We start from the raw sequence: 22,911 nt of genomic DNA, 5'->3' as shown, positions 1-22,911 counted from the left end.
CTCATCGCACACGGTCGACGCGCCGCCTTCTCAACTCCCCTGTCACTCCCTACCGTCCGGGATCATGAGTCCCCCAGTAGCACCCCCGGCGTGGAGCCGCTGGCTGGTTCCCCCCGCCGCCCTCTCGGTGCACCTCTCCATCGGCCAGGCCTACGCCTGGAGCGTCTTCAAGCCGCCGCTCGAATCCTCACTGAACCTCAGCGGCACGCAGAGCGCGCTGCCCTTCCAGCTCGCCATCGTCATGCTCGGCCTCTCGGCCGCGTTCGGCGGCACCCTCGTCGAACGCAACGGACCGCGCTGGGCGATGACCGTCGCCCTGATCTGCTTCTCCTCCGGCTTCCTGATCTCCGCACTGGGCGCGGAGACCAAGCAGTTCTGGCTGATCGTCCTCGGCTACGGCTTCGTCGGCGGCATCGGCCTCGGCATCGGCTACATCTCACCGGTCTCGACCCTGATCAAGTGGTTCCCGGACCGGCCCGGCATGGCCACCGGCATCGCCATCATGGGCTTCGGCGGCGGCGCGCTCATCGCCTCCCCGTGGTCCGCTCAGATGCTGAAGTCGTTCGGCTCCGACAACACCGGCATCGCGCAGACCTTCCTCGTACTCGGTCTTTCGTATGCGGTCTTCATGACACTCGGCGTGCTGCTCGTACGGGTGCCGCGCGTCGAAGGCTCCCAGGACCCGGCGAACACGGCCGGCGCCCCCGCCCTCACCGGCGTACAGGTCTCCGCCAACAGCGCCGTGCGCACCCCGCAGTTCTGGTGCCTGTGGGTCGTCCTGTGCATGAACGTGACCGCGGGCATCGGCATCCTGGAGAAGGCCGCCCCGATGATCACGGACTTCTTCGCGGACACCTCCACACCGGTCTCGGTGTCGGCCGCCGCCGGCTTTGTCGCACTGCTCTCCGCCGCCAACATGGCGGGCCGCATCGGCTGGTCGTCGACCTCCGACCTGATCGGCCGCAAGAACATCTACCGCGTCTACCTGGGCGTCGGCGCCGTCATGTACGCGCTCATCGCCCTGTTCGGCGACTCCTCGAAGCCGCTGTTCATCCTGTGCGCGCTGGTGATCCTCTCCTTCTACGGCGGCGGCTTCGCGACCGTACCCGCGTACCTGAAGGACCTCTTCGGGACCTACCAGGTCGGCGCGATCCACGGCCGGCTGCTCACCGCCTGGTCCCTCGCCGGTGTCCTCGGACCGCTGATCGTGAACTGGATCGCCGACCACCAGAAGGACGCCGGCAAACACGGTGCCTCCCTCTACGACACCTCCTTCATCATCATGATCGGGCTGCTCGTCATCGGGTTCGTCGCCAACGAACTCGTCCGCCCCGTCGACGCCCGCCACCACATCCCCGCCCAGAGGGAGGCCGCCGATGTCGAACGACAGCAGTCAGAGCCCGCCTGACCGACGACCGCTGATCGCCTTCGCCTGGCTCTGGGTCGGCGCACCCCTCGTCTACGGCCTCTACGAACTGATCCTCAAGGCGAAGCAGCTGTTCACCGGCTGAATGTTCGGTGCATACCGTCGACCACAGGACGGATGACAGAAGCCGACAACCCGGACGGCAGTTTCCTGTGGCATCACCTGCCGTCGTACCCGCGAGTCACTGGCAAGACTGGTGGATCCCGCTACCCAAGGCAACGAGGGGGACCACCCAATGAACGGCACGCGGATCGCCGCCGTCGGCCACTACCAGCCCGCCAAGGTACTCACCAACGAGGACCTGGCGGGCATGGTCGACACCAGTGACGAGTGGATCACCTCCCGGGTCGGCATCAAGACCCGGCACATCGCCGGACCGGACGAGCCCGTCGACGAGCTGGCCGCGCACGCCGCCGCCAAGGCGCTGGCCGCCGCCGGTCTGACGCCCGGGGACATCGACCTCGTCCTGGTCGCCACCTCCACGGCCATCGACCGCTCCCCGAACATGGCCGCCCGCGTCGCCGCCCGCCTCGGCATCCCCTCGCCGGCCGCCATGGACGTCAACGTCGTGTGCGCCGGCTTCACCCACGCCCTCGCCACCGCCGACCACGCCGTCCGCGCGGGAGCGGCCGTACGGGCCCTGGTCATCGGCGCCGACAAGATGTCCGAGGTCACCGACTGGAGCGACCGTACGACCTGTGTCCTCGTCGGTGACGGAGCGGGCGCGGCCGTCGTGGAGGCCGCCGACGAACCAGGCATTGGACCGGTCCTGTGGGGATCCGTGCCCGAGATGGGCCACGCGGTACGGATCGAGGGCACGCCCCCGCGGTTCGCGCAGGAGGGCCAGAGCGTCTACCGCTGGGCCACCACCCAGCTCCCGTCCATCGCCCGCAAGGCCTGCGAGAAGGCCGGCCTCACCCCCGCCGACCTCGCCGGTGTGGTCCTCCACCAGGCGAACCTGCGTATCATCGAGCCCCTCGCCGAGAAGATCGGCGCCGTCAACGCGGTCGTCGCCCGCGATGTCATCCAATCGGGCAACACCTCCGCCGCCAGCATCCCCCTCGCGTTCTCGAAGCTCGTCGAACAAGGAGCCGTCCGCACCGGCGACCCCGTCCTGCTGTTCGGCTTCGGCGGGAATCTGTCGTACGCCGGTCAGGTCGTGCGGTGTCCGTGACCTGCGCGGACGCTCAGGTGTGACCCTGGATGTGACGAGGTCGACTCCCGCACCCTCTGGCTACTGTGCGCCGTAGACTGTAGACGATAGACAATCGATACTTGGTCGTACGGCCGTGTACGGCCATTGTCTGCTGGCTACTGTCTGCAAAATGCCGATGTTGCCCAGGAGGGGGACCGCGATGTTGTCGCAAGGACTGCCGCAGGGGGCGGTGCCCAAGCTGGAACGCCCGGGCCCGCTGCGCGACCGTGTCTACGAGGCGCTGCTCGAACTCATCACCACGCGCGCCCTGCAGCCCGGCCAGCACCTCGTCGAGAGCGAACTCGCCGGGCACCTCGGAGTGTCCCGGCAGCCCGTGCGGGAGGCGCTCCAGCGGCTCAACACCGAGGGCTGGGTCGATCTGCGGCCCGCCCAGGGCGCGTTCGTGCACGAGCCGACGGAGGAGGAGGCCGACCAACTCCTCACCGTACGCACCCTGTTGGAGGCCGAGGCCGCCCGCCTGGCCGCCGCCGACGCGGGCAGCGCCGGCATCGCCGTCCTCCGGGAACTCTGCGCGGAGGGTGAGCGGGCCGTCGACGCGGACGACGTGGACGCCGCCGTCGCCATGAACGCCCGCTTCCACGCCAAGGTCATGGAACTGGCCGGCAACGCGGTTCTCGCCGAACTCGCCGCACAGGTCGACCGCCGCGTCCGCTGGTACTACACGCCGGTGGCCCGGCAGCGCGGCCTGACGTCCTGGATCGAGCACCGTCACCTGATCGACGCGATCGAGGCCCGCGACGAACTGCGCGCGAGCCTCCTGATGCGCGAACACACCGAGCACACCCGGCGGTCGTACCACGAGCGCGAGAAGTCCTGAGCCCCACAAGGCTTCTGACGCACCGACAGGTTCCGAAGGCGGCGATGGCCCTCCCGTATTGAGGAGGGCCATCGGGTAGGACCGGACAGGTCTTTGGCCGTGCCGTGGGACGAACTGTCAGGTCGCGGGCTGCGGTTGGGGAACGGGCGCCGACTCCCGGTCCCCGCGCCCCGGTTGGCGCAGCAGCAGCGCGATCGCCGCCGCCACCATCGAGACGCCGCCGGCCAGTGCGTAGGCGCCGTTGTAGCCCCAGGCGGCCACCACCATCGAGCCGAGGCCGCCGCCGAACAGGCCGCTGATGAGCTTTCCGCTGTACACCAGGCCGTAGTTGGTGGCGTTGAAGTTCTCGCCGAAGTAGTCCGGGGTCAGTGCGGCGAACATCGGGTAGAAGGCGCCGCCGCCGAAACCGGAGAGGAACGCGAAGAACAGGAACAGCCACTCGCTGCGCAGATGGCCGGCCCAGATCACGCCGAACTGGGCGAGGCCCAGGACGACGATGACGAAGACCAGGGTGAGTTTGCGGCCCCACAGGTCGGACAGCCAGCCGACCACCGCGCGGCCGATGCCGTTGATGACGGCCATGACGCCCATCGACGAGGCCGCCACCAGCGGGCCGAAGCCCACGTCCTTCGCGAAGTCGACCTGGAAGGAGATCCCGAAGATCGACACCCCGGCGGTCAGCACGATCGACAGCCACATGAGCGGCAGCATGCCGGTGCGGATGGCCTCCTTGGGGGTGAACTGCCGTACCGCAGGGGGGTTCTTGGCGAGGCTCGTCGCGCTCTTGTCGTTGCCGCCGTAGGTCAGCGGATCGATGTCGGCGGGCCACCAGTTCTTCGGCGGGTCCTTGAAGAAGAACGCGCACCCGAACACCACGATCAGGATGTAACAGCCGATCAGATCCAGGACCCGGTGGTAATTCCCGGTGTCGAAGGCGTAGTTGAAGATGAAGATGAACGGCAGCGAGCCGTACGCGAAGCCGCCGTTGACGAACCCGGTGCGGGCGCCCCGCCGTTCGGGGAACCACTTGCCGACCATGTTGATGCACGTCGCGTAGACCAGTCCGGCGCCGATGCCGCCGATCACGCCGAAGCCGATGATCGCCAGCCACACGTTGTCCAGGTGGGACAGCGCGAGGAAACCGATCACGCACAGCACCGAGCCGGTGTACATCGCCTTGCGGGCCGTCAGGATGCCCTTCTCCCGCAGCCAGCCCGCCGGGAAGGCGATGCCGGCCTGGAAGAAGACCCACACACTCAGGATCCAGAAGGTGTTGCTCTGCGTCCAGCCGTGCGCGCTGGACAGGGTGTCCTCCGCCGAGCCGTACGCGTACTCGAAGACACTGATCGCCATCATGGCGATCCATGGCAGATAGATCATGATCTTGCGTGAGTGGCCGAGGATGTCGCGGTCGGTCTCGCCGACGCGGTATATGCGGCCGTTGGCGTCGGTCACTTCACGGTAGGGACGGTTCGCGGCGCCGGATTCGTTCGTGGTGATGGGATCTGCGGTCATGTCACGCCATCTCCTCGCCGAGCGGTTGCGGGTTGGGGGCGATACGCCGGGCGCTGGGCCTGCCCGGAGCCTTGAGGAAGAGCGCCAGCACCGCGGAGGCCAGACCCACGGAACCGGCCAGCACGAACGCGCCGTGGTAGTCCCACTCACCGACGACGACCGCGCCCAGACCGGAGCCGACGAGCCCCGAGATCAGCTTCGAGCTGTAGACCATCCCGTAGTTGCTGGCGTTGTTGTTCTCACCGAAGTAGTCCGCCGTCATGGCCGCGAACAGCGGGAAGATCGCCCCGCCGCCGAAACCCGAGACCATGGAGCAGAACAGGAAGAACGGCATGCTGCCCATCTGGCCCGAGACCAGCACACCGAACTGGGCGGTACCCAGCACAATGCATACGATGATCAGCGTGTGACGGCGGCCGAAACGGTCCGAGATCCAGCCGATGACTCCGCGCCCGGTGCCGTTCACGATCGCCTTCAGGGACATCGCCGTGGCCACGATCCCGCCCGCGAAGCCCATGTCCTTGCCGAACGGCACCTGGAAGGCGATGCCGAAGATGTTGATGCCGGCCGTGCACAGCAGACAGAACCACATCATCCAGAGCACGGGCGTACGGGCGGCCTCCCTCGGGGTGTACTGCTTGACCGCCGGCGGGTTCTTCTCCAACGCCCGCCGGATCCTGGGGTCCTGGGCCGCCTTCAGCGGATCGACGTGCGCGGGCCACCAGTTCTTCGGCGGATCACGGAAGAACCAGCCGGCCGACGCCACCACCAGACACAGCCCGACACCGACCAGGCTGAGCAGCACTTTGTAGTTGCCGAGATCCAGCACCGAGGTGAACAGGAACACGAACGGCACGGACCCGTAGGCGAATCCGCCGTTCACGAAGCCGGTCTTGCCGCCCTTGCGCTCCGGATACCACTTGCCGACCATGTTCACGCAGGTCGCATACACAAGACCGGCGCCGATGCCGCTGCACATACCGAATCCCAGGTACGCGACGAGCACGTTCGGCGCGAACGCCAGTGCCAGATAGCCCAGCAGCGTGCCGAGCGCGCCGATCAACATGGCCGTACGGGCCGGAAGCCGGCCGCTCTCCCGCAACTGCCCGGCGGGGAAGGCCATGGCCGCCTGGAAGAACACCCAGACGCCCATCAGCCAGAAGATGTGCCCACTGCTCCACAGATGCGCGTCGTGGAGCGTGTCCTCCGCCGACGTGAACGCGTACTCGGCGGAACTGATGCCCATCATCCCCACCCAGGGCAGGACGACCATCCACTTGCGGGTACGGCCCATGATGTCGACATCGGATTCGCCGATGCGGTACACGCGGCCGTGACGGTCCGTCACCTCCCTGAAAGGGACGGACGTCGAGTAGTCCGTTGTTGCCATCGCTCAGTGCCCCTTGCGTCGAAAGTTCTGGCCAGCGCCCCCTGTCCATCGCCTTTCGTGTGCGCACGGGTCCCCGGGGCCGGCCGACCGCACTGTCGACCGGCCCCGTGTCGGCTCACGTCATGAACCACCGCCCAACAGCCCCGCCGCACGCGCCCATTGGTACTTCGCGCCGAGCACGGCCACCGGCTTCTCCGTCGTGTACGGGTACGCCACCACCCCGCGCTCGTACAGGTACTGGCACGCCTCCTCGACCTCCACGTCACCCGCGAGCGACGCCACCACCGGCTTCTCGATGCCGCGTTCCCTGAACTCGGCGACCACGCGCGCGGTGAGCTCCGCGAAGACCATCGGGGGAGTGACGATGGTGTGCCAGTAGCCGAGAACCAGCGCGTGGATGCGCGGATCTTCCAGTCCCAGCCGGATCGTCGCCTCGTACGTCGACGGCGGCTCGCCCCCGGTGATGTCGACCGGGTTGCCCGCGGCCCCGAAGGGCGGGATGAACTCCCGGAAGGACGCGTCCAGATCGGGCGGAATCTCCATCAGGGAGAGGCCGTTGTCGGTCACCGCGTCGGAGAGCAGAACGCCACTGCCGCCGGCGCCCGTGATGATAACTACGTTGTCACCCTTGGGAGTTGGCAGCACCGGCAGTCCACGCGCGTACTCCAGCATGTCGTTGAGCCCGGGGGCACGGATGACCCCGGCCTGCTTGAGAATGTCCGTGTACACGGCGTCGTCGCCGGCCAGCGCGCCCGTGTGCGACCCGGCGGCCTTCGCACCCGCCGCCGTACGACCGGCCTTCAGGACCACAACAGGCTTACGGGGTACGGTTTTTCGGGCCGCCTCGACGAACGCGCGCCCGTCCTTGAGATCCTCCAGGTGCATCGCGATGCACTCCGTGTGCGGGTCCTCGCCGAACCAGGTCAGCAGGTCGTCCTCGTCCAGGTCCGACTTGTTGCCGAGCCCGACGATCGCCGACACACCCGTCTTCGTGGTCCGCGCGAACCCCAGGATGGCCATGCCGATGCCACCGGACTGCGAGGTCAGCGCCACCCCGCCCTTCACGTCGTACGGCGTGCAGAACGTGGCGCACAGGTCCTGCCAGGTCGAGTAGTAGCCGTAGATGTTCGGCCCGAGCAGCCGCACCCCGTATCGCTCGGCGATCTCGACGATCTCTTCCTGGAGTTGGACCTCACCGGTCTCGGCGAACCCGGAGGGGATGAGGACGGCGTTGGGGATGTTCTTGCGACCCACCTCCTCCAGCGCCGCTGCCACGAACTTGGCGGGAATGGCGAAGACGGCCACATCCACCTCACCGGGAACGTCCGTGACACTCTTGTACGCCTTGCGGCCGAGGATGTCATCGGCCCGGGGGTTCACCGGGTGGATCTCGCCGGCGAAACCACCGTCGACGAGATTGCGCATCACCGAATTGCCGATCTTGCCCTGCTCGTTGGAGGCACCGATCACGGCGACCGAGTTCGGCTCCATGAGGCGGCGCATGGTCGTCAGGATCTCGTCGCGTGTATACCGTCGACGGGCTACCGGCTGCGACTCGGCGAGGATCACCCGGATGTCCGCCGCGACCGCGCCCTCCGGAGTCGCGATCACCGGGTTGAGGTCCACCTCGGCGATCTCCGGGAAGTCCGCGACCAGTTGGGACACCCGGCGGATCTGCTCCGCGATCGCCCACCGGTCGACGGCCGGGGCGCCACGCACCCCGCGCAGGATCTCCGCCGCCCGGATCGAGTCCAGCATCGACAACGCCTCGTCCGCGCTCACGGGCGCGAGCCGGAACGTCACGTCCTTGAGCACCTCGACCAGTACCCCGCCGAGCCCGAACGCGACCACCTTCCCGAACGTCGGGTCGGTCACCGCGCCGACGATGATCTCCTGTCCCTGGGGCAGCAACTCCTGCACCTGCACGCCCTCGATGCGGGCCTGCGCGTCGTACGCCCGCGCGTTGTCGACGATCCTGTGGAACGCGGCCCGTACATCCGCCGCGCCCTCCACCCCGACGATCACGCCGCCGGCGTCGGTCTTGTGCAGGATGTCGGGCGAGACGATCTTCATCACGACGGGCCCGCCGAACCGCGCCGCGTACGCCACCGCCTCGTCGACGTCCGTCGCCAACTCCTCGCCCGGTACGGCGATCCCGTACGCATCGGCGATCACCTTGCCCTCCGGCGCGGTCAGCGCGAACCGCCCTTCGGCCCGCACGGAGTCGAGCAGGGCGCGCACCTTCAGCACCCGGTCCTCTGCCATCACGTCAGATCACCCCGTTCGACTTGAGGAGGCGCAACTCTTCGTCGCCGAGACCGAGTTCGCCGATGTAGACCTCTTCGTTGTGCTCGCCGAGCAGCGGTGAACTGGTCACGTCCACGGGGGAGTCGGAGAGTTTCAGCGGACTGCCGACGGTGACGAACTCGCCGCGCTCGGGGTGCGGCACCGTCACGACCATCTCGTTGGCGACCAGCGAGGCGTCCTCGATGATCTCCCTGGTCGACAGGATCGGCCCGCACGGGATGTTGTGGGCGTTGAGCTTCTCCAGCACCTCCCACTTGGGCAGGGTGGACGACCACTCCTCGATCAGCTGGAACATCTTGGCCAGCTGCGGCAACCGGGCCTCCGGCGTCGCCCACTCGGGATCCTCGGCCAGTTCGGGCCGGCCGATCAGCTCGGTGAGCGGCTTCCAGCCGACGGGCTGCACGATGACGTACACGTAGTCATTCGGGCCGCCCGGCGCGCACTTGACGGCCCAGCCGGGCTGGCCGCCGCCGGACGCGTTGCCGGAGCGGGGCACCTCGTCGCCGAAGTCCTCGTTCGGGTACTCGGCGAGCGGGCCGTGGGCGAGACGCTGCTGGTCGCGGAGCTTCACCCGGCACAGGTTCAGCACGGCGTGCTGCATGGCCACGTTGACGCGCTGACCCCGGCCGGTGCTCTCCCGCTGGAAGAGTGCCGCCAGTATCCCGGCTACTGTATGCACTCCTGTGCCGGAGTCACCGATCTGAGCGCCCGTGGCCAGGGGTGGCCCGTCCTCGAAGCCGGTGGTCGACATCGATCCGCCCATGGCCTGCGCGACGACCTCGTACGCCTTGAAGTTGGTGTACGGGCCGTCCCCGAAGCCCTTGATGGACGCATACACAATGCGGGGATTGATCTCCTGTATGCGGTCCCAGGTGAACCCCATACGGTCGACCGCGCCCGGCCCGAAGTTCTCGACCATCACGTCGGAGCGCCGGATCAGTTCGGTGAGGATCTCCTTGCCGCGCTCGGTCTTGGTGTTGAGGGTGATGCTCCGCTTGTTGCAGTTGAGCATCGTGAAGTAGAGGGAGTCGACGTCCGGGAGGTCGCGCAGCTGCTTGCGTGTGATGTCGCCGGTCGGTGCCTCCAGCTTGACGACGTCGGCGCCGAGCCAGGCGAGCAGCTGGGTGGCGGAGGGGCCGGACTGGACGTGCGTCATGTCGAGGACGCGGATGCCCTCAAGTGCCCTGGCGGTCATGGCCGTTCACCTCACTTGTACATCGTCTGGTTCATGGTTCCGGGGGCGTACGCGTCCGGGTCGACCCAGACATTGATCAGCGACGGCTTGCCCGACTCGCGGGCGCGCCGCAGCGCGGGTGCGATGTCGGCCGGGTCGCGGACCTCCTCGCCGTAACCGCCCAGCATCTGGGCGAACTTGTCGTAGTGGACGTCGCCGAGGGTGTTGCCGACCCGCTCGCGCTCCAGGCCGTACTTGGCGGCCTGGCCGTAACGGATCTGGTTCATCGAGGAGTTGTTGCCGACGATGCCGACGAACGGGAGGTCGTAGCGGACGAGGGTCTCGAAGTCCCAGCCGGTGAGGGAGAACGCGCCGTCGCCGAACAGCGCGACGACCTCCTTGTCCGGCCGTGCCTGCTTCGCCGCGAGGACGAAGGGGATGCCGACGCCGAGGGTGCCCAGCGGGCCCGGATCCATCCAGTGGCCGGGGGACTTGGGCTGGACGACCTGCCCGGAGAAGGTGACGATGTCGCCGCCGTCGCCGATGTAGATGGAGTCCTCGGTGAGGAAGTCGTTGATCTCGCTGACCAGACGGTACGGGTGGATCGGTGAGGCGTCCGACTTGAGGCTCGGCAACCGCTTCTCGATCGCGGCCTGTTCGACGGCGCGCAGTTCGTCGAGCCACTCCTTGCGCCTGGACGCACCGCCGTTGAGCCGTCCCGATGCGGCGTCCGTGACCGACTTCAGGACGAGCCCCGCGTCGCCGACGATCCCGAGGTCGATGTCGCGGTTCTTGCCGACGGTGCGGTAGTCGAGGTCGATCTGCACGACGGTCGCGTCGGGGGAGAGGCGCTTGCCGTAGCCCATGCGGAAGTCGAAGGGCGTGCCGACGATGACGATGACGTCGGCGTGGGAGAAGGCGTACCGGCGCGAGAGCTGGAAGTGGTGCGGGTCGCCGGGCGGGAGGGTGCCGCGGCCGGCGCCGTTCATGTAGGCGGGGATGTTGAGGGTGCGGACGAGGTCGATGGCCGCCTCGGTGCCGCGAGTCGTCCACACCTGGCTGCCCAACAGGATCGCCGGCTTCTCGGCGTGGACCAGCAGGTCGGCGAGTTTCTCGATCGACTCGGGGTCGCCGGCCGAGCGGGTCGAGGCGCGATAGGCACCGGGCTTCGGCACCCGCGCCCTGCTCAGCGGCACCTTGGCGTCGAGGACGTCGCGCGGGATCTCCAGGAAGGAGGGCCCGGGCGCGCCGTGGTAGCACTCGCGGAACGCCATCGACACCATGTCGGCGGCGCGTGCGGTGTCCGGCACGGTCGCCGCGAACTTGGTGATCGGCGTCATCATGTCGACGTGCGGCAGGTCCTGCAGAGACCCCATCTTGTGCTGGGTGAGGGCCCCTTGACCGCCGATCAGCAGCATCGGGGACTCCGCGCGGAACGCGTTGGCGACACCGGTCACGGCGTCGGTGGTACCGGGACCCGCGGTGACGACCGCGCACCCGGGCCTGCCGGTGATGCGTGCGTAGCCGTCCGCCGCGTGGGCTGCCACCTGCTCGTGGCGTACGTCGACGACTTCTATGCCCTCGTCGACACAGCCGTCGTAGATGTCGATGATGTGGCCGCCGCACAGGGTGTAGATGCGGTCGACCCCCTCGGCCTTCAGGGCTTTGGCGACGAGATGACCACCGGAAATCACGTCCTGGGTGTCGTCGGGCATGGCGAAGTCCTGTCCCTTCGTAGGGGGTTGGAAGGCTCTCGCGGTACATTGCATACAGTCGACGAATACTGTATGAAGCTTGTTATCCCGCATCCGGTGGGTGGTGTCCAGGGGGCGTGCGGCACTTTTAAGTGGGAGCCGAGAGGGAGCCGAGATGGACCTGTACGAGCACCAGGCAAGGGAACTCTTCGAGGAACACGGCATCTTGGTGCCCCGGGCCGAGGTCACCTCCTCGTCCAAGGAGGCATGCGGGATCGCCCGCCGACTGGGCGGCCGGGTGGTGGTGAAAGCCCAGGTGAAGACCGGTGGGAGAGGAAAGGCGGGCGGGGTGAAGTTCGCCGCCGACCCGGCTGCCGCAGAGCTGACCGCACGGCAGATCCTCGGCATGGACATCAAGGGGCACACGGTCGGCACGGTGATGCTGGCCCAACCCGTCGACATCGAGAGCGAGTTCTACGTCTCCTACGTCCTCGACCGCGCGGCCGGCCGTTTCCTCGCGATCGCGTCCGCGGAGGGCGGTATGGAGATCGAGGAGGTCGCCGCCCGTCGACCGGATGCGGTCGCCCGTATGCACATCGACCCGGTCGAGGGCGTCACCTCGGCGAAGGCGGCCGAGATCGCCGAGGCGGCCGGGCTGCCGCCGCAGACCGTCGACGTCCTCGTCCGGCTGTGGGAGGTGCTGGTCCGCGAGGACGCCGTCCTCGTCGAGGTGAACCCGCTCGTGCGCACCCGGCAGGGGCAGATCCTCGCCCTCGACGGCAAGGTCACCCTCGACGACAACGCCCGCTTCCGGCAGGCGCGTTGGGGTGCCGAGGGCGCGGTGCACGACGATCCGTTGGAAGCTGCGGCAGCCGCGAAGGGACTCAACTACGTCAAGCTCGACGGCGAGGTCGGCGTCATCGGCAACGGCGCGGGCCTGGTCATGTCGACGCTCGACGTGGTCGCCGGGTGTGGTGCCCGTCCAGCCAACTTCCTCGACATCGGGGGCGGGGCCTCGGCCCGGATCATGGCCGACGGGCTCTCCGTCATCCTCTCCGACCCGGCCGTGAAGTCGGTCTTCGTCAACGTCTTCGGAGGGATCACCGCATGCGACGCGGTGGCCGACGGGATCGTGCGGGCGCTGGACAGCATCCGGTTGACCAAGCCGCTGGTGGTCCGGCTCGACGGCAACAACGCGGCCCGCGGCCGGGCGATCCTCGACGGTCACGCCCATCCCCTCGTCCAGCAGGCCACCACCATGGACGGCGCCGCCCGCCGCGCCGCCGACCTCGCCAACGCGCGTTAAGGAGCCGGGACATGGCGATCTACCTCACCAAGGAGAGCAAGGTCCTCGTCCAGGGCATGACCGGCGGCGAGGGCATGAAGCACACCCGCCGGATGCTCGCCGCCGGCACGGACGTCGTCGGCGGCGTCAACCCGCGCAAGGCGGGCCGCACCGTCGACTTCGACGACCGGGCCGTCCCCGTCTTCGGATCGGTCGCCGACGGTATGCGGTCGACGGGAGCCGATGTCACCGTCGTGTTCGTACCGCCCGCCTTCGCCAAGGCAGCCGTGACCGAGGCCGCCGACGCGGGCATCGGCCTCGCCGTCGTCATCACCGAGGGCATCCCCGTCCACGACTCGGTCGCCTTCACGGCCCACGCCAGGTCCAAGGGCACCCGGATCATCGGCCCCAACTGCCCCGGCCTGATCACCCCCGGCCAGGCCAACGCCGGCATCATCCCCGCCGACATCACCAAGCCGGGCCGCATCGGCCTGGTCTCCAAGTCCGGCACGCTCACCTACCAACTCATGTACGAGCTCCGGGACATCGGCTTCTCGACCTGCGTCGGCATCGGCGGCGACCCCGTCGTCGGCACGAGCCACATCGACTGCCTCGCCGCGTTCCAGGACGACCCCGACACCGAACTCGTCGTGCTCATCGGGGAGATCGGCGGCGACGCGGAGGAGCGGGCGGCCGCCTACATCCGCGACCACGTCACCAAACCGGTCGTCGGCTACATCGCCGGCTTCACCGCGCCCGAGGGCAGGACGATGGGGCACGCCGGTGCCATCGTGTCCGGCTCCTCCGGTACGGCGGCGGCGAAGCAGGAGGCCCTGGAAGCCGCAGGAGTCGGGGTCGGGCGTACGCCGACGGAGACCGCCCGGCTGGTGCTGGACCGGCTGGAGCGCAACTAGCCCCATCTGTACGACCGTTCCTGCCTCACCCCGCCCCGACTGTGCACCGAGAGCGGAGCAGAAGCATGGCATCAACCCTCAAAACCGGTACGTCCTGGAATGACGCCTGGCGGCGTTGTCTCGCCGTCGCGCCCGAGGCGTTCCAGGACGACCGTGTCCTCAACCTCTGGAACGCGGCCTGGCAGCGGGACGGCCGGGTCCTGCCCGCCACCACCCCCGTCGACGGCAGCCCCATCGCCGGACCGCCCCGGCTGGACCGGTCCACCGCCCACCAGGCCGTTCGCGCCTCCCTCGACCAGCACCGGGCCTGGCGGCACGTCCCGCTCGACGAACGGCGGGCCCGCGTCGCCGCCACGCTCGACGCCCTCACCGAGCACCGAGAACTCCTCGCGCTGCTGCTGGTCTGGGAGATCGGCAAACCCTGGCGGCTCGCGCAGGCCGACGTGGACCGTTCCATCGACGGGGTGCGCTGGTACGTCGACGGCATCGAACCGATGCTCGCCGGCCGCACCCCGCTCGACGGACCGGTGTCGAACATCGCGAGCTGGAACTACCCGATGAGCGTGCTGGTCCACGCCATGCTGGTCCAGGCGCTGGCGGGCAACGCGGTCATCGCCAAGACCCCGACCGACGGCGGCGTCGCCTGCCTCACCCTGGCCTGCGCGCTCGCCGCACGCGAGGGCATCCCCGTCACCCTCGTCAGCGGCAGCGGCGGCGAACTGTCCGAGGCGCTGGTCCGGGCGCCCGAGATCGGCTGCGTCTCCTTCGTCGGCGGCCGCGACACCGGAGCCGCGGTCGCCACGGCCGTCGCGGACCTCGGCAAACGGCACGTACTGGAGCAGGAAGGACTCAACACCTGGGGCATCTGGAACCACACGGACTGGGACACCCTCACCGCCGTCGTCCCCAAGCTCTTCGACTACGGCAAGCAGCGCTGCACCGCGTATCCGCGCTTCGTCGTCCAGCGCGAGCTGTTCGACGAGTTCCTCGCCGCCTACCTCCCCGCGGTCCGGACTCTGCGCGTCGGCCACCCCCTTGCCGTCCGGCACGCCGAAGACCCCTGCCCCGAGCTGGACTTCGGCCCGGTGATCAACGCGGCCAAGGCCAAGGAACTCCACGACCAGGTGGCCGAGGCGATCGACCGCGGCGCCGTACCGCTGCACCGCGGCACGCTGTCCGAGGCGAACTTCCTTCCCGGGCAGGACACTTCGGCGTACGTCCGCCCCGTCACGCTCCTCAACCCGCCACCGTCGTCCCCGCTGCACCACGCGGAGCCGTTCGGACCGGTCGACACCATCGTCCTGGTCGACACGGAGGCGGAGCTGCTCGCCGCGATGAACGCGTCCAACGGCGCGCTGGTCGCCACCCTGTCCACCGACGACCGGGCGACCTACGACCGACTGGCCCCGCAGATAAGGGCGTTCAAGGTCGGGCACGGCACACCGCGTTCCCGTGGCGACCGCGACGAGTTGTTCGGCGGGTTCGGCGCCTCCTGGCGCGGCGCCTTCGTCGGCGGCGAACTCCTCGTCCGCGCGGTGACGCACGGGCCGGTGGGGGAGCGGCTGCCGGGCAACTTCCCTGAGTACCAGCTCATGCCGTGACCGGCCTCCGTCGGCTCACGCGGTGATCCCCGGCCGGGCGGCACTCGCGTCCGTCGAGTGCCGCCCGGCGATGATCTCGTCGGCCAGCCAGCGGGCCACGCCGCGCGGATACGGGCGCGGCAGGTTCAGCACGATGTGGTTCATCCCGGCGTCGACGAGCCGGGCGACCGTCTCGCGGGTCGTGGCCGGCTCGTCGTACGACACCAGGACCTGCACCGAACGCGTGATGCCGGCCGGGTCGCGGCCCAGCTCGGCGCAGTGCGCGTCGAGGACGCGGGCACGCTCGGCGATGTACTCGACCGTGTTGTGCGGCGGCCCTGGAACGTTCCACATGTCCGCGTGCTCGGCGACCAGCCGCAGCAGCCGCGTGCCCCAGCCGCCGATCAGCAGCGGGGGACCGGGCCGCTGCACGGGCTTGGGCTCGCAGCGCGTACCCCGGAGGCGGTAGTGGCGGCCCTCGAAGTCGAAGACGTCCCGGGTCCACATCCCCTTCAGGATCGCGACGGTCTCCGCGAGCCGCTCGATGCCCTCACCCGGCGGGACGAGCGAGAGGCCGTAGGCCGCGTACTCCGCGATCGCCGGATTGGCGCCCGGGATCCCCCCGGCGCCGGGCGGCTGAAGCGTTCCGCCGACGCCCAGCCCGAGCACGAGGCGCCCGCCCGAGATCACGTCCACGGTGGACGCCATCTTGCCGAGCAGGGCCGGTGGCCGGAGGCGGTTGCTGGTGACGAGGAGGCCGAGCCGCAGCCGCCGAGTCCGGGCGGCGAGCGCGCTGAGCAGCGTCCACCCTTCGTGTAGCTGTCCGTCCTGGGGCCCCGCGACCGGCAGCAGGTGGTCCCACAGCCAGGCGTCCGCGATCTCCGGAACGGCGTCAGCCTCCAGCCACACCCGCCGGATGTCCTCGTACGACACATGCATGGGAGTGGTCTTGATCCCGAAGCGCACAGTGGTCTCGTCCGTCATGGCCGTCAGCCTACTCAATCATCAGTAGTGCTGACGATCAGATGAGGGATTCATGTCGGGATACAGTCGCGGAATGTCCAACGATCAGTCGCCCAGCCCCCTGGAGTCCCGGCTCGGCTACCTCCTCAAGCACGCCCAGGCGAAGCTGGCCAGGGCGTCGGCCGAGGCGCTCGCCCCGCACGGCGTCGACGGTCACGAGCTGGCCGTACTGGTGGTGCTCGCCGCGGGGGAGCCGTTGTCGCAGGTCGAGGCCGCCGGGCGGCTCGGTGTCGACCGCACCACGATGGTGTCGCTGATCGACGGCCTGGAGGACCACGGCCTGGTCGCGCGGCGGCGCAGCCCGCAGGACCGCCGCAAGAACATCGTCGAACTGACGCCCGAGGGGCAGGACTGCCTGCGCCGGGCGGAGACGGCACGCCGAGCGGCGGAACGGCGATTTCTGGCACCGCTGGACGAGGCGGGGGCCGCCTCGCTCGTGCGTGCGCTGCAGACCCTGGTGCTCGACGGGCGGGAGCCGGAATCCGGCGCGCGTCCGTAGCGGTCCGTTCACCCGTGGTGGTGGAGTACCCGCAGGTGGCAGGCCTGGCACGGCTGGTTGCGCGGGGGCGGATATGCAGGTGAAAGGCACTCCGAAAGCTTGGTATTGTTGTCCATGTCGCCGCGGGGAACACCTTCGGCCAGGCGGCAGACACCTCGTCCGGGTGGCGGAATGGCAGACGCGCTAGCTTGAGGTGCTAGTGCCCTTTATCGGGCGTGGGGGTTCAAGTCCCCCCTCGGACACCAGCTGAGACCCCACTTCACGTGGGGTTTTCTGCTTGCCAGGGCCGTCGTGCGGTTGGCCCGCAGACGACATCTCACCTACCGGGCAGGCCCGGCGAGGTTTGCAGCGATGTCGACGTATCCTTCTTGAGGTCTACGGCGTCAAATAGTGGGCGCCGAAAATGGAGGCAACACCCCGTGCTCATTGCTCAGCGTCCGTCCCTGACCGAAGAGGTCGTCGACGAGTTCCGTTCCCGGTTCGTGATCGAGCCGCTGGAGCCGGGCTTCGGCTACACCCTCGGCAACTCCCTCCGCCGTACGCTCCTCTCCTCGATCCCGGGTGCGGCGGTCACGTCCATCCGCATCGACGGTGTCCTGCACGAGTTCACCACCGTGCCGGGCGTCAAGGAGGACGTCACCGACCTGATCCTCAACATCAAGCAGCTCGTCGTCAGCAGCGAGCAGGACGAGCCCGTGGTGATGTACCTGCGCAAGCAGGGTCCGGGTCTGGTCACCGCCGCCGACATCGCGCCCCCGGCCGGTGTCGAGGTGCACAACCCCGACCTCGTCCTCGCCACGCTGAACGGCAAGGGCAAGCTGGAGATGGAGCTGACCGTCGAGCGCGGTCGCGGCTACGTCTCCGCCGTGCAGAACAAGCAGGTCGGCCAGGAGATCGGCCGGATCCCGGTCGACTCCATCTACAGCCCCGTGCTGAAGGTCACGTACAAGGTCGAGGCGACGCGTGTCGAGCAGCGCACCGACTTCGACAAGCTGATCGTCGACGTCGAGACCAAGCAGGCGATGCGTCCCCGTGACGCCATGGCCTCCGCGGGCAAGACCCTGGTGGAGCTGTTCGGTCTCGCCCGCGAGCTGAACATCGACGCCGAGGGCATCGACATGGGCCCGTCCCCCACGGACGCCGCCCTGGCCGCCGACCTGGCGCTGCCGATCGAGGAGCTGGAGCTCACCGTCCGCTCCTACAACTGCCTCAAGCGCGAGGGCGTCCACTCCGTGGGCGAGCTGCTGGCTCGTTCCGAGGCCGACCTGATGGACATCCGCAACTTCGGCGCGAAGTCCATCGACGAGGTCAAGGCGAAGCTGGCCGGCCTGGGTCTGGGCCTGAAGGACAGCCCGCCCGGATTCGACCCGACCGCCGCGGTCGACACCTTCGCCACCAACGACGCGGACACGCGGTTCGTGGAGACCGAGCAGTACTAGGCAGTACTGGAACGGTGCAAGCGGTAAGTCCCGGCGCCCTGGTCGAGCAGCAGCCCGACCAGGGCGCCGTGCTGTGCCAAGCCTCAGGGTCTACATCCCGAGGCTGAGGGACCGGCCCGGAAATCCGCCAGGGGCGGGATGCCGCCCCGCCGTTCGCACAGCAGGGTGGCGGGCATGCGTGAAACCGGAGAACCGACGAAGCGTCACAGACGTTTGTTATCAGGCAGATCGGCGGTCCTCGGGGCCGTGCTCTGTCTCACCTCGGCCACCATGGCCCTGCTGCCCGCCCCCGCGTCCGCCGCCACGACGGTGGCCGACGGCGGACACACCGTACGGATCAGCCGGACCGAGTACGGCGTACCGCACATCCTGGCCCAGGACTTCGACGGACTCGGCTACGGCTACGGCTACGCGTTCGCACAGGACAACGTGTGCGAACTCGCCGACCAGGTAGTGACGTTGCGGGGCGAGCGGTCCCGGTTCTTCGGGCCCGACGGAGACTCCGGTACGGGCGCCAACCTCGCGAGCGACACCTACTACGGCGGACAGCTGCGCGCCGGGACCGTGCGCCAACTGCTCGACAAGAAGGCGCCGTTGGGGCCGACGACGGAACTGCGGCGGATGGTCGAGGGATACGCCGCCGGATACAACCGCTACCTCCGGGACACGGGAGTGGACCGGTTGCCGGACGCGCGCTGCAAGGGCAAGCCCTGGGTACGGCCGATCACCGCGCTCGACCTGTGGAACGTCGTCTACGACGTCAACAGGGTGACCGGGACAGTGCCGTTGGCCCCGGACATCGGCGACGCAAAGCCCCCGACCGACTCCGCCCCCTCGACGGTCACAACAACCCCCTCCCGCAACGGCCTCGTCGGTCTCGGCCTCGCCTCCTCCGACGTCGGCAGCAACGGCTGGGCGCTCGGCCGGGACGCCACCCGCACCGGCAACGCGATGGTGCTCGCCAACCCGCACCTGCCCTGGGCCGAGGGCAACTTCCGCTTCTACCAAGTGCAGTTGACGATCCCCGGCACCCTGGACGTGTCCGGCGCCGGCCTCTACGGCACCCCGCTGGTCGAGATCGGCCACAACCGCACCCTCGCCTGGACGCACACCGCGAGCGACGCCCAGCACGGCTCCTTCTACGCCCTCAAGCTGGTGCCCGGCGACCCGACCAGCTATCTGCTCGACGGCAAGGCCGTGCCGATGCAACGCCGTACGGTCCCGGTCACCGTACGCGGCGCGGACGGCGGCCTGTCGACCGTCGAACGGACCCTGTACACCTCGCGGTTCGGCCCCGTCCTGTCGTCCGGCTGGACCACGACCACCGCCTACGCGCTCCGCGACGCCAACGCCGACAACCTGCGCTCCATGAACACCTGGCTGGCCATGGGGAAGGCACGCACTCTCGGTCAACTCCGCGCCGCCCAGGACACGTTCCAGGGCGTCCCCTGGACCTACACCCTCGCGGCCGACACCAGCGGCGCCACGTACTTCACCGACTCCTCGGCCGTACCGCACCTCACCGACGGGCAGTTGAAGCGCTGCACCGTCACGGCCGAAGGCGCGCCCGACGCCCTGGACGGTTCCACGTCGGCCTGCGCCTGGGGCAGCGACCCCGACGCGCTCGTGCCCGGCCTCTACGGCCCCGCCCACCAGCCGAAGTTGGCACGTACCGACTATGTCGCCAACTCCAACAACGGCCCCCAGTACACCAATCCGGAGGCGCCGATCACCGACCTCCCGGGCGTGTACGACACCGATCCCCATCTCGACGGGCGGGCCCAATTGGGACTGAGCATGATCGCCCAACGCCGGGACGGAACGGACGGGTTGGGCGCTCCCGGCTTCACCGGGGCGACCCTGCGCGCCTCGATGCTCGGCAACCGTGTCCGGTCGGCCGAGACGGGCCGCGACGACATCGTCGCCATGTGCCGCGCCCACCCGAGCCTGACGGCCACGGACGGTACACAGGTCGACGTGACGCAGGCGTGCGCGACCCTCGCCCGCTGGGACACCCGCGCCGACACCACCAGCCGGGGCATCGCGCTCTGGAGCACGTTCTACAACCGCCTCCTCGACGGCGGCCCGCCCGACACCTGGCGCCGCGTTCCCTACGACCCCGCCCAACCCCTCACCACACCAAGGGGATTCAACGGCGACGACCCGCGCGTCCAACGCGCCCTGGCCGACGCCGTCCAGGAGTTCGCCGCCCGCGACCTCCCGGTCGACGTCGAACTCGGCGCCGTACAGAAGTGGGCCGGTATCCCGCTGCCCGGCTGTGACGCTGGCTGTTTCGACGTCGTGGAGGCGGGGCCCGACTCGGGCACCGGCACCCCGACCGGCGGCGCCTTCGGCAGCAGCTTCCTGATGACCGTCGAGCTGACCCCCGACGGGCCGCGCGCCCACACCCTCCTCACCTACGGGGAGTCCGCCAACCCGGCGTCGCCCCACTTCTCGGACCAGACCCGGCTGTTCTCGCGCAAGCAGTGGGTCACCGAACGCTTCACCGCGGCGGAGATCGCCGCCGCCCCGGGGCTGGAGGTGACGACTCTGCGCAGGTGAGGTGGGTCTGAGCTGCACGGGCCGGCCGCAACTCGACGGCCCCGATGCGGGGTTGACTGGTCTATACCCTTGACTGGTACATACCAATGCGGTTCAGTGAGTGGCGTCATCCCCCACCACGGCCGCCCCCCACGTCGTGACCGGTCCGACCGGCCCGTGCGCACAAAGGCTCCGCTTCGCCCTGCCCTTGGCGGGGTACGGCCGTGCTCCACAGAGGAGTTGAACCCTGTGTCGAGACGCCGCATCGCCGCAGTACTGACCGCACTCGTCCTCGGTAGCCTTACGCCCGTGGTCCTCCCCGCCGCCGGCGCGTCCGCCGCGTCCTGTTCCAGCTATCCCAACTGGGTGGCCGGCCAGTCGTACGTCACCGGCCAGATCGTCCGCTACACCGACGGCAAGGCGTACATCGCCGAACACGACAACCCGGGCTACGACCCGGTCATCAGCACCTGGTTCTGGGAGCCGTACGCCTGCGACGGCGGCTCGACCACGCCCGTCGGCACCTTCGTCGTCAGCGAGGCGCAGTTCAACCAGATGTTCCCGAGCCGGAACTCGTTCTACACGTACAGCGGTCTCACCGCCGCCCTCAGCGCCTACCCGGGCTTCGCCAACACCGGCAGCGACACCACGAAGAAGCAGGAGGCCGCCGCCTTCCTCGCCAACGTCAGCCACGAGACGGGCGGGTTGGTGTACATCGTCGAGCAGAACACCGCCAACTACCCGACGTACTGCAACTGGAACGAGCCCTACGGCTGCCCGGCCGGCCAGTCCGCCTACTACGGGCGCGGTCCACTGCAGCTCAGCTGGAACTTCAACTACAAGGCCGCCGGGGACGCGTTGGGCATCGACCTCCTCAACAACCCCTGGCTGGTGCAGAACGACTCGGCCGTCGCCTGGAAGACCGCGCTCTGGTACTGGAACACCCAGAGCGGCCCCGGCTCCATGACCCCGCACAACGCGATCGTCAACGGCGCCGGTTTCGGGCAGACCATCCGCTCCATCAACGGCTCGGTGGAGTGCGACGGCAAGAACCCCGCCCAGGTGCAGAGCCGCGTCGACGCCTACAACCGCTTCACCTCCATCCTCGGAGTCAGCCCCGGCAGCAACCTCTACTGCTGAGCGTGCGGCACGGGCACCGATCGGACCGTTCCAACGGCCGGTGCCCGTCCCGTCCTCGCGTTCCAGGAAGGGTGCGTTCCCGCAGGTCAAACCCTGCGCGAGCGTTCCAGCTTCCCGTTTCCCCCGACTGTCCTGGCGGCTGGGACGGATCGCCGCGCAAGCTGCGGTTGTTCGCAGCGAGACCCACCACGAACCGGGTGGCTCGCCTTCCAGCACCGCACTCAGGGGGAGCCCGATCATGTCCAACACCGTCTTCCGCCGCCGCACGGCACTCCTCACCGCCGGCTTCGCCGCGGCCGCCTCACTCGCACTGACCGCCTGCGGGACCGGCCAGGACGCGGGGGCCAAGAGCACCCCGACCGCCGTCGCCGACAGCTCCTCGACCACCATCGGGAGCACCGGGAGCACCAAGACCGACGCGGGCTCCGAAGCCGCGGCCTCCGGCACGGACTCGGCCGTGACGGTCTCGAAGTCGGGCCGCAGCAGCACGGCCGCCAAGGGATCCACCGGGTCCAAGGGCTCTTCGGGCACCGTCACCTGCACCGTCGCCAACACCAAGGTCACCGCGCAGACCGTGACGCGTCCGCTCAACCACCTGCTGCTGGCCGTCAAGAACACCGGCTCCAAGACCTGCTACCTGTACGGCTATCCGGCCCTGAACTTCCAGGACGCCCAGGCCGTGCCCCCGGTCGACGAGGACACGCAGCCGCAGGCGGTCACCACGCTCCGCCCGGGACAGTCGGGCTACGCGGGCGTCCTCCTCTCCGCCGCCGACGGCAGCGGCTCCGGCGGCTACACCGCGAAGACGCTCAAGGTGATCTTCCAGAACCGTGCGCTCGACTTCGTCGGCTCGGGCGTCAAGGTCGCGCTGCCCGCCAAGGGCGTCTGGATCGACAGCTCCCTGACCACCACCTACTGGCTGGCCGACCCCCAGGACGCCCTCAACTAGCC

General features: G+C 69.1%; 18 protein-coding genes and 1 tRNA gene. 13 read left to right on the top strand and 6 right to left on the bottom strand.

Annotated elements, in window-relative coordinates:
- Positions 1 to 64: 64 nt before the first annotated feature.
- The 4 genes from SSP08S_RS38975 to SSP08S_RS38960 all read left to right on the top strand — a co-directional run bounded on the left by SSP08S_RS38975 (position 65) and on the right by SSP08S_RS38960 (position 3,459).
- On the top strand, positions 65 to 1,408 hold the full coding sequence (locus SSP08S_RS38975) for an OFA family MFS transporter (RefSeq protein WP_026179216.1): 1,344 nt from the start codon (positions 65 to 67) through the stop codon (positions 1,406 to 1,408).
- Positions 1,377 to 1,511 carry an MFS transporter small subunit gene (locus SSP08S_RS64315; protein ID WP_019073074.1) on the top strand — a complete coding sequence of 45 codons (135 nt, stop codon included), beginning with the start codon at positions 1,377 to 1,379 and terminating at the stop codon, positions 1,509 to 1,511. The genes SSP08S_RS38975 and SSP08S_RS64315 overlap by 32 nt, the downstream gene beginning before the upstream one ends.
- 150 nt (positions 1,512 to 1,661) lie before the next feature.
- Positions 1,662 to 2,600: a beta-ketoacyl-ACP synthase III gene (locus tag SSP08S_RS38965; protein ID WP_019073073.1), complete on the top strand. Its 939-nt coding sequence runs from the start codon at positions 1,662 to 1,664 to the stop codon at positions 2,598 to 2,600.
- Positions 2,601 to 2,781: 181 nt separating this feature from the next.
- Positions 2,782 to 3,459 (top strand): GntR family transcriptional regulator, encoded by a 678-nt coding sequence (locus SSP08S_RS38960; RefSeq protein WP_019073072.1) that lies wholly within the window; start codon positions 2,782 to 2,784, stop codon positions 3,457 to 3,459.
- Positions 3,460 to 3,576: 117 nt separating this feature from the next.
- On the opposite strand, the gene SSP08S_RS38955 is transcribed toward SSP08S_RS38960, so the two are convergent.
- The 5 genes from SSP08S_RS38955 to SSP08S_RS38935 form a co-directional block, all read right to left on the bottom strand.
- Positions 3,577 to 4,974 (bottom strand): OFA family MFS transporter, encoded by a 1,398-nt coding sequence (locus SSP08S_RS38955; protein ID WP_019073071.1) that lies wholly within the window; start codon positions 4,972 to 4,974, stop codon positions 3,577 to 3,579.
- A gap of 1 nt (position 4,975) precedes the next feature.
- Positions 4,976 to 6,364 carry an OFA family MFS transporter gene (locus tag SSP08S_RS38950; protein WP_026179215.1) on the bottom strand — a complete coding sequence of 463 codons (1,389 nt, stop codon included), beginning with the start codon at positions 6,362 to 6,364 and terminating at the stop codon, positions 4,976 to 4,978.
- Between the two features lie 120 nt (positions 6,365 to 6,484).
- Positions 6,485 to 8,629, bottom strand: coding sequence for an acetate--CoA ligase family protein (locus tag SSP08S_RS38945; RefSeq protein WP_019073069.1), 2,145 nt, complete (start codon positions 8,627 to 8,629; stop codon positions 6,485 to 6,487).
- 4 nt (positions 8,630 to 8,633) lie between these two features.
- Positions 8,634 to 9,866 (bottom strand): formyl-CoA transferase, encoded by a 1,233-nt coding sequence (gene frc, locus SSP08S_RS38940; protein ID WP_019073068.1) that lies wholly within the window; start codon positions 9,864 to 9,866, stop codon positions 8,634 to 8,636.
- Positions 9,867 to 9,877: 11 nt separating this feature from the next.
- Positions 9,878 to 11,560, bottom strand: coding sequence for a thiamine pyrophosphate-binding protein (locus tag SSP08S_RS38935; RefSeq protein ID WP_019073067.1), 1,683 nt, complete (start codon positions 11,558 to 11,560; stop codon positions 9,878 to 9,880).
- 154 nt (positions 11,561 to 11,714) lie between these two features.
- On the opposite strand from SSP08S_RS38935, the gene sucC reads away from it, so the two are divergent.
- The 3 genes from sucC to SSP08S_RS38920 all read left to right on the top strand — a co-directional run bounded on the left by sucC (position 11,715) and on the right by SSP08S_RS38920 (position 15,339).
- A complete protein-coding gene (gene sucC, locus SSP08S_RS38930) occupies positions 11,715 to 12,845 on the top strand; it encodes an ADP-forming succinate--CoA ligase subunit beta (protein WP_019073066.1) in 1,131 nt (376 codons plus the stop codon).
- 11 nt (positions 12,846 to 12,856) lie between these two features.
- The gene (sucD, locus tag SSP08S_RS38925) at positions 12,857 to 13,738 is read left to right on the top strand and encodes a succinate--CoA ligase subunit alpha (RefSeq protein WP_019073065.1); all 882 of its coding nucleotides are present in this window, start codon (positions 12,857 to 12,859) and stop codon (positions 13,736 to 13,738) included.
- Between the two features lie 65 nt (positions 13,739 to 13,803).
- Positions 13,804 to 15,339, top strand: coding sequence for an aldehyde dehydrogenase family protein (locus SSP08S_RS38920; RefSeq protein ID WP_019073064.1), 1,536 nt, complete (start codon positions 13,804 to 13,806; stop codon positions 15,337 to 15,339).
- A 15-nt stretch (positions 15,340 to 15,354) separates the two neighbouring features.
- Here SSP08S_RS38920 and SSP08S_RS56725 read toward each other — a convergent pair whose 3' ends face one another.
- Entirely contained in the window at positions 15,355 to 16,302 is a 948-nt protein-coding gene (locus SSP08S_RS56725) for an LLM class flavin-dependent oxidoreductase (RefSeq protein WP_019073063.1), read from the bottom strand.
- A gap of 73 nt (positions 16,303 to 16,375) precedes the next feature.
- On the opposite strand from SSP08S_RS56725, the gene SSP08S_RS38910 reads away from it, so the two are divergent.
- From SSP08S_RS38910 to SSP08S_RS38885, 6 genes are all read left to right on the top strand, one after another.
- A complete protein-coding gene (locus SSP08S_RS38910) occupies positions 16,376 to 16,840 on the top strand; it encodes a MarR family winged helix-turn-helix transcriptional regulator (RefSeq protein WP_019073062.1) in 465 nt (154 codons plus the stop codon).
- A 157-nt stretch (positions 16,841 to 16,997) separates the two neighbouring features.
- Positions 16,998 to 17,085 (top strand) — tRNA-Leu (locus SSP08S_RS38905).
- A 174-nt stretch (positions 17,086 to 17,259) separates the two neighbouring features.
- A complete protein-coding gene (locus tag SSP08S_RS38900) occupies positions 17,260 to 18,279 on the top strand; it encodes a DNA-directed RNA polymerase subunit alpha (RefSeq protein ID WP_019073061.1) in 1,020 nt (339 codons plus the stop codon).
- A 246-nt stretch (positions 18,280 to 18,525) separates the two neighbouring features.
- Positions 18,526 to 20,841, top strand: a complete 2,316-nt coding sequence (locus tag SSP08S_RS38895) for a penicillin acylase family protein (protein WP_019073060.1) — start codon at positions 18,526 to 18,528, stop codon at positions 20,839 to 20,841.
- A 228-nt stretch (positions 20,842 to 21,069) separates the two neighbouring features.
- Complete coding sequence (locus SSP08S_RS38890; protein WP_019073059.1) at positions 21,070 to 21,960, top strand: glycoside hydrolase family 19 protein; 891 nt, start codon at positions 21,070 to 21,072, stop codon at positions 21,958 to 21,960.
- Positions 21,961 to 22,198: 238 nt separating this feature from the next.
- Positions 22,199 to 22,909: a DUF4232 domain-containing protein gene (locus SSP08S_RS38885; RefSeq protein WP_019073058.1), complete on the top strand. Its 711-nt coding sequence runs from the start codon at positions 22,199 to 22,201 to the stop codon at positions 22,907 to 22,909.
- The last annotated feature ends 2 nt before the right edge of the window (positions 22,910 to 22,911 follow it).

The sequence above is a fragment of the Streptomyces hokutonensis genome (assembly GCF_000376565.1).
GTDB lineage: Bacteria > Actinomycetota > Actinomycetes > Streptomycetales > Streptomycetaceae > Streptomyces > Streptomyces hokutonensis.
The sequence above is the reverse complement of the archived record's forward strand: the minus strand, read 5'-3'. Positions and strand labels throughout refer to the sequence as shown.

Excerpts from the sequence above, each read along its gene's own strand:
- SSP08S_RS38975 (WP_026179216.1), top strand. The coding sequence starts at position 65 with ATGAGTCCCCCAGTAGCACCCCCGGCGTGGAGCCGCTGGCTGGTTCCC.
- SSP08S_RS64315 (WP_019073074.1), top strand. The coding sequence starts at position 1,377 with ATGTCGAACGACAGCAGTCAGAGCCCGCCTGACCGACGACCGCTGATC.
- SSP08S_RS38965 (WP_019073073.1), top strand. The coding sequence starts at position 1,662 with ATGAACGGCACGCGGATCGCCGCCGTCGGCCACTACCAGCCCGCCAAG.
- SSP08S_RS38960 (WP_019073072.1), top strand. The coding sequence starts at position 2,782 with ATGTTGTCGCAAGGACTGCCGCAGGGGGCGGTGCCCAAGCTGGAACGC.
- SSP08S_RS38955 (WP_019073071.1), bottom strand. The coding sequence starts at position 4,974 with ATGACCGCAGATCCCATCACCACGAACGAATCCGGCGCCGCGAACCGT.
- SSP08S_RS38950 (WP_026179215.1), bottom strand. The coding sequence starts at position 6,364 with ATGGCAACAACGGACTACTCGACGTCCGTCCCTTTCAGGGAGGTGACG.
- SSP08S_RS38945 (WP_019073069.1), bottom strand. The coding sequence starts at position 8,629 with ATGGCAGAGGACCGGGTGCTGAAGGTGCGCGCCCTGCTCGACTCCGTG.
- frc (WP_019073068.1), bottom strand. The coding sequence starts at position 9,866 with ATGACCGCCAGGGCACTTGAGGGCATCCGCGTCCTCGACATGACGCAC.
- SSP08S_RS38935 (WP_019073067.1), bottom strand. The coding sequence starts at position 11,560 with ATGCCCGACGACACCCAGGACGTGATTTCCGGTGGTCATCTCGTCGCC.
- sucC (WP_019073066.1), top strand. The coding sequence starts at position 11,715 with ATGGACCTGTACGAGCACCAGGCAAGGGAACTCTTCGAGGAACACGGC.
- sucD (WP_019073065.1), top strand. The coding sequence starts at position 12,857 with ATGGCGATCTACCTCACCAAGGAGAGCAAGGTCCTCGTCCAGGGCATG.
- SSP08S_RS38920 (WP_019073064.1), top strand. The coding sequence starts at position 13,804 with ATGGCATCAACCCTCAAAACCGGTACGTCCTGGAATGACGCCTGGCGG.
- SSP08S_RS56725 (WP_019073063.1), bottom strand. The coding sequence starts at position 16,302 with ATGACGGACGAGACCACTGTGCGCTTCGGGATCAAGACCACTCCCATG.
- SSP08S_RS38910 (WP_019073062.1), top strand. The coding sequence starts at position 16,376 with ATGTCCAACGATCAGTCGCCCAGCCCCCTGGAGTCCCGGCTCGGCTAC.
- SSP08S_RS38885 (WP_019073058.1), top strand. The coding sequence starts at position 22,199 with ATGTCCAACACCGTCTTCCGCCGCCGCACGGCACTCCTCACCGCCGGC.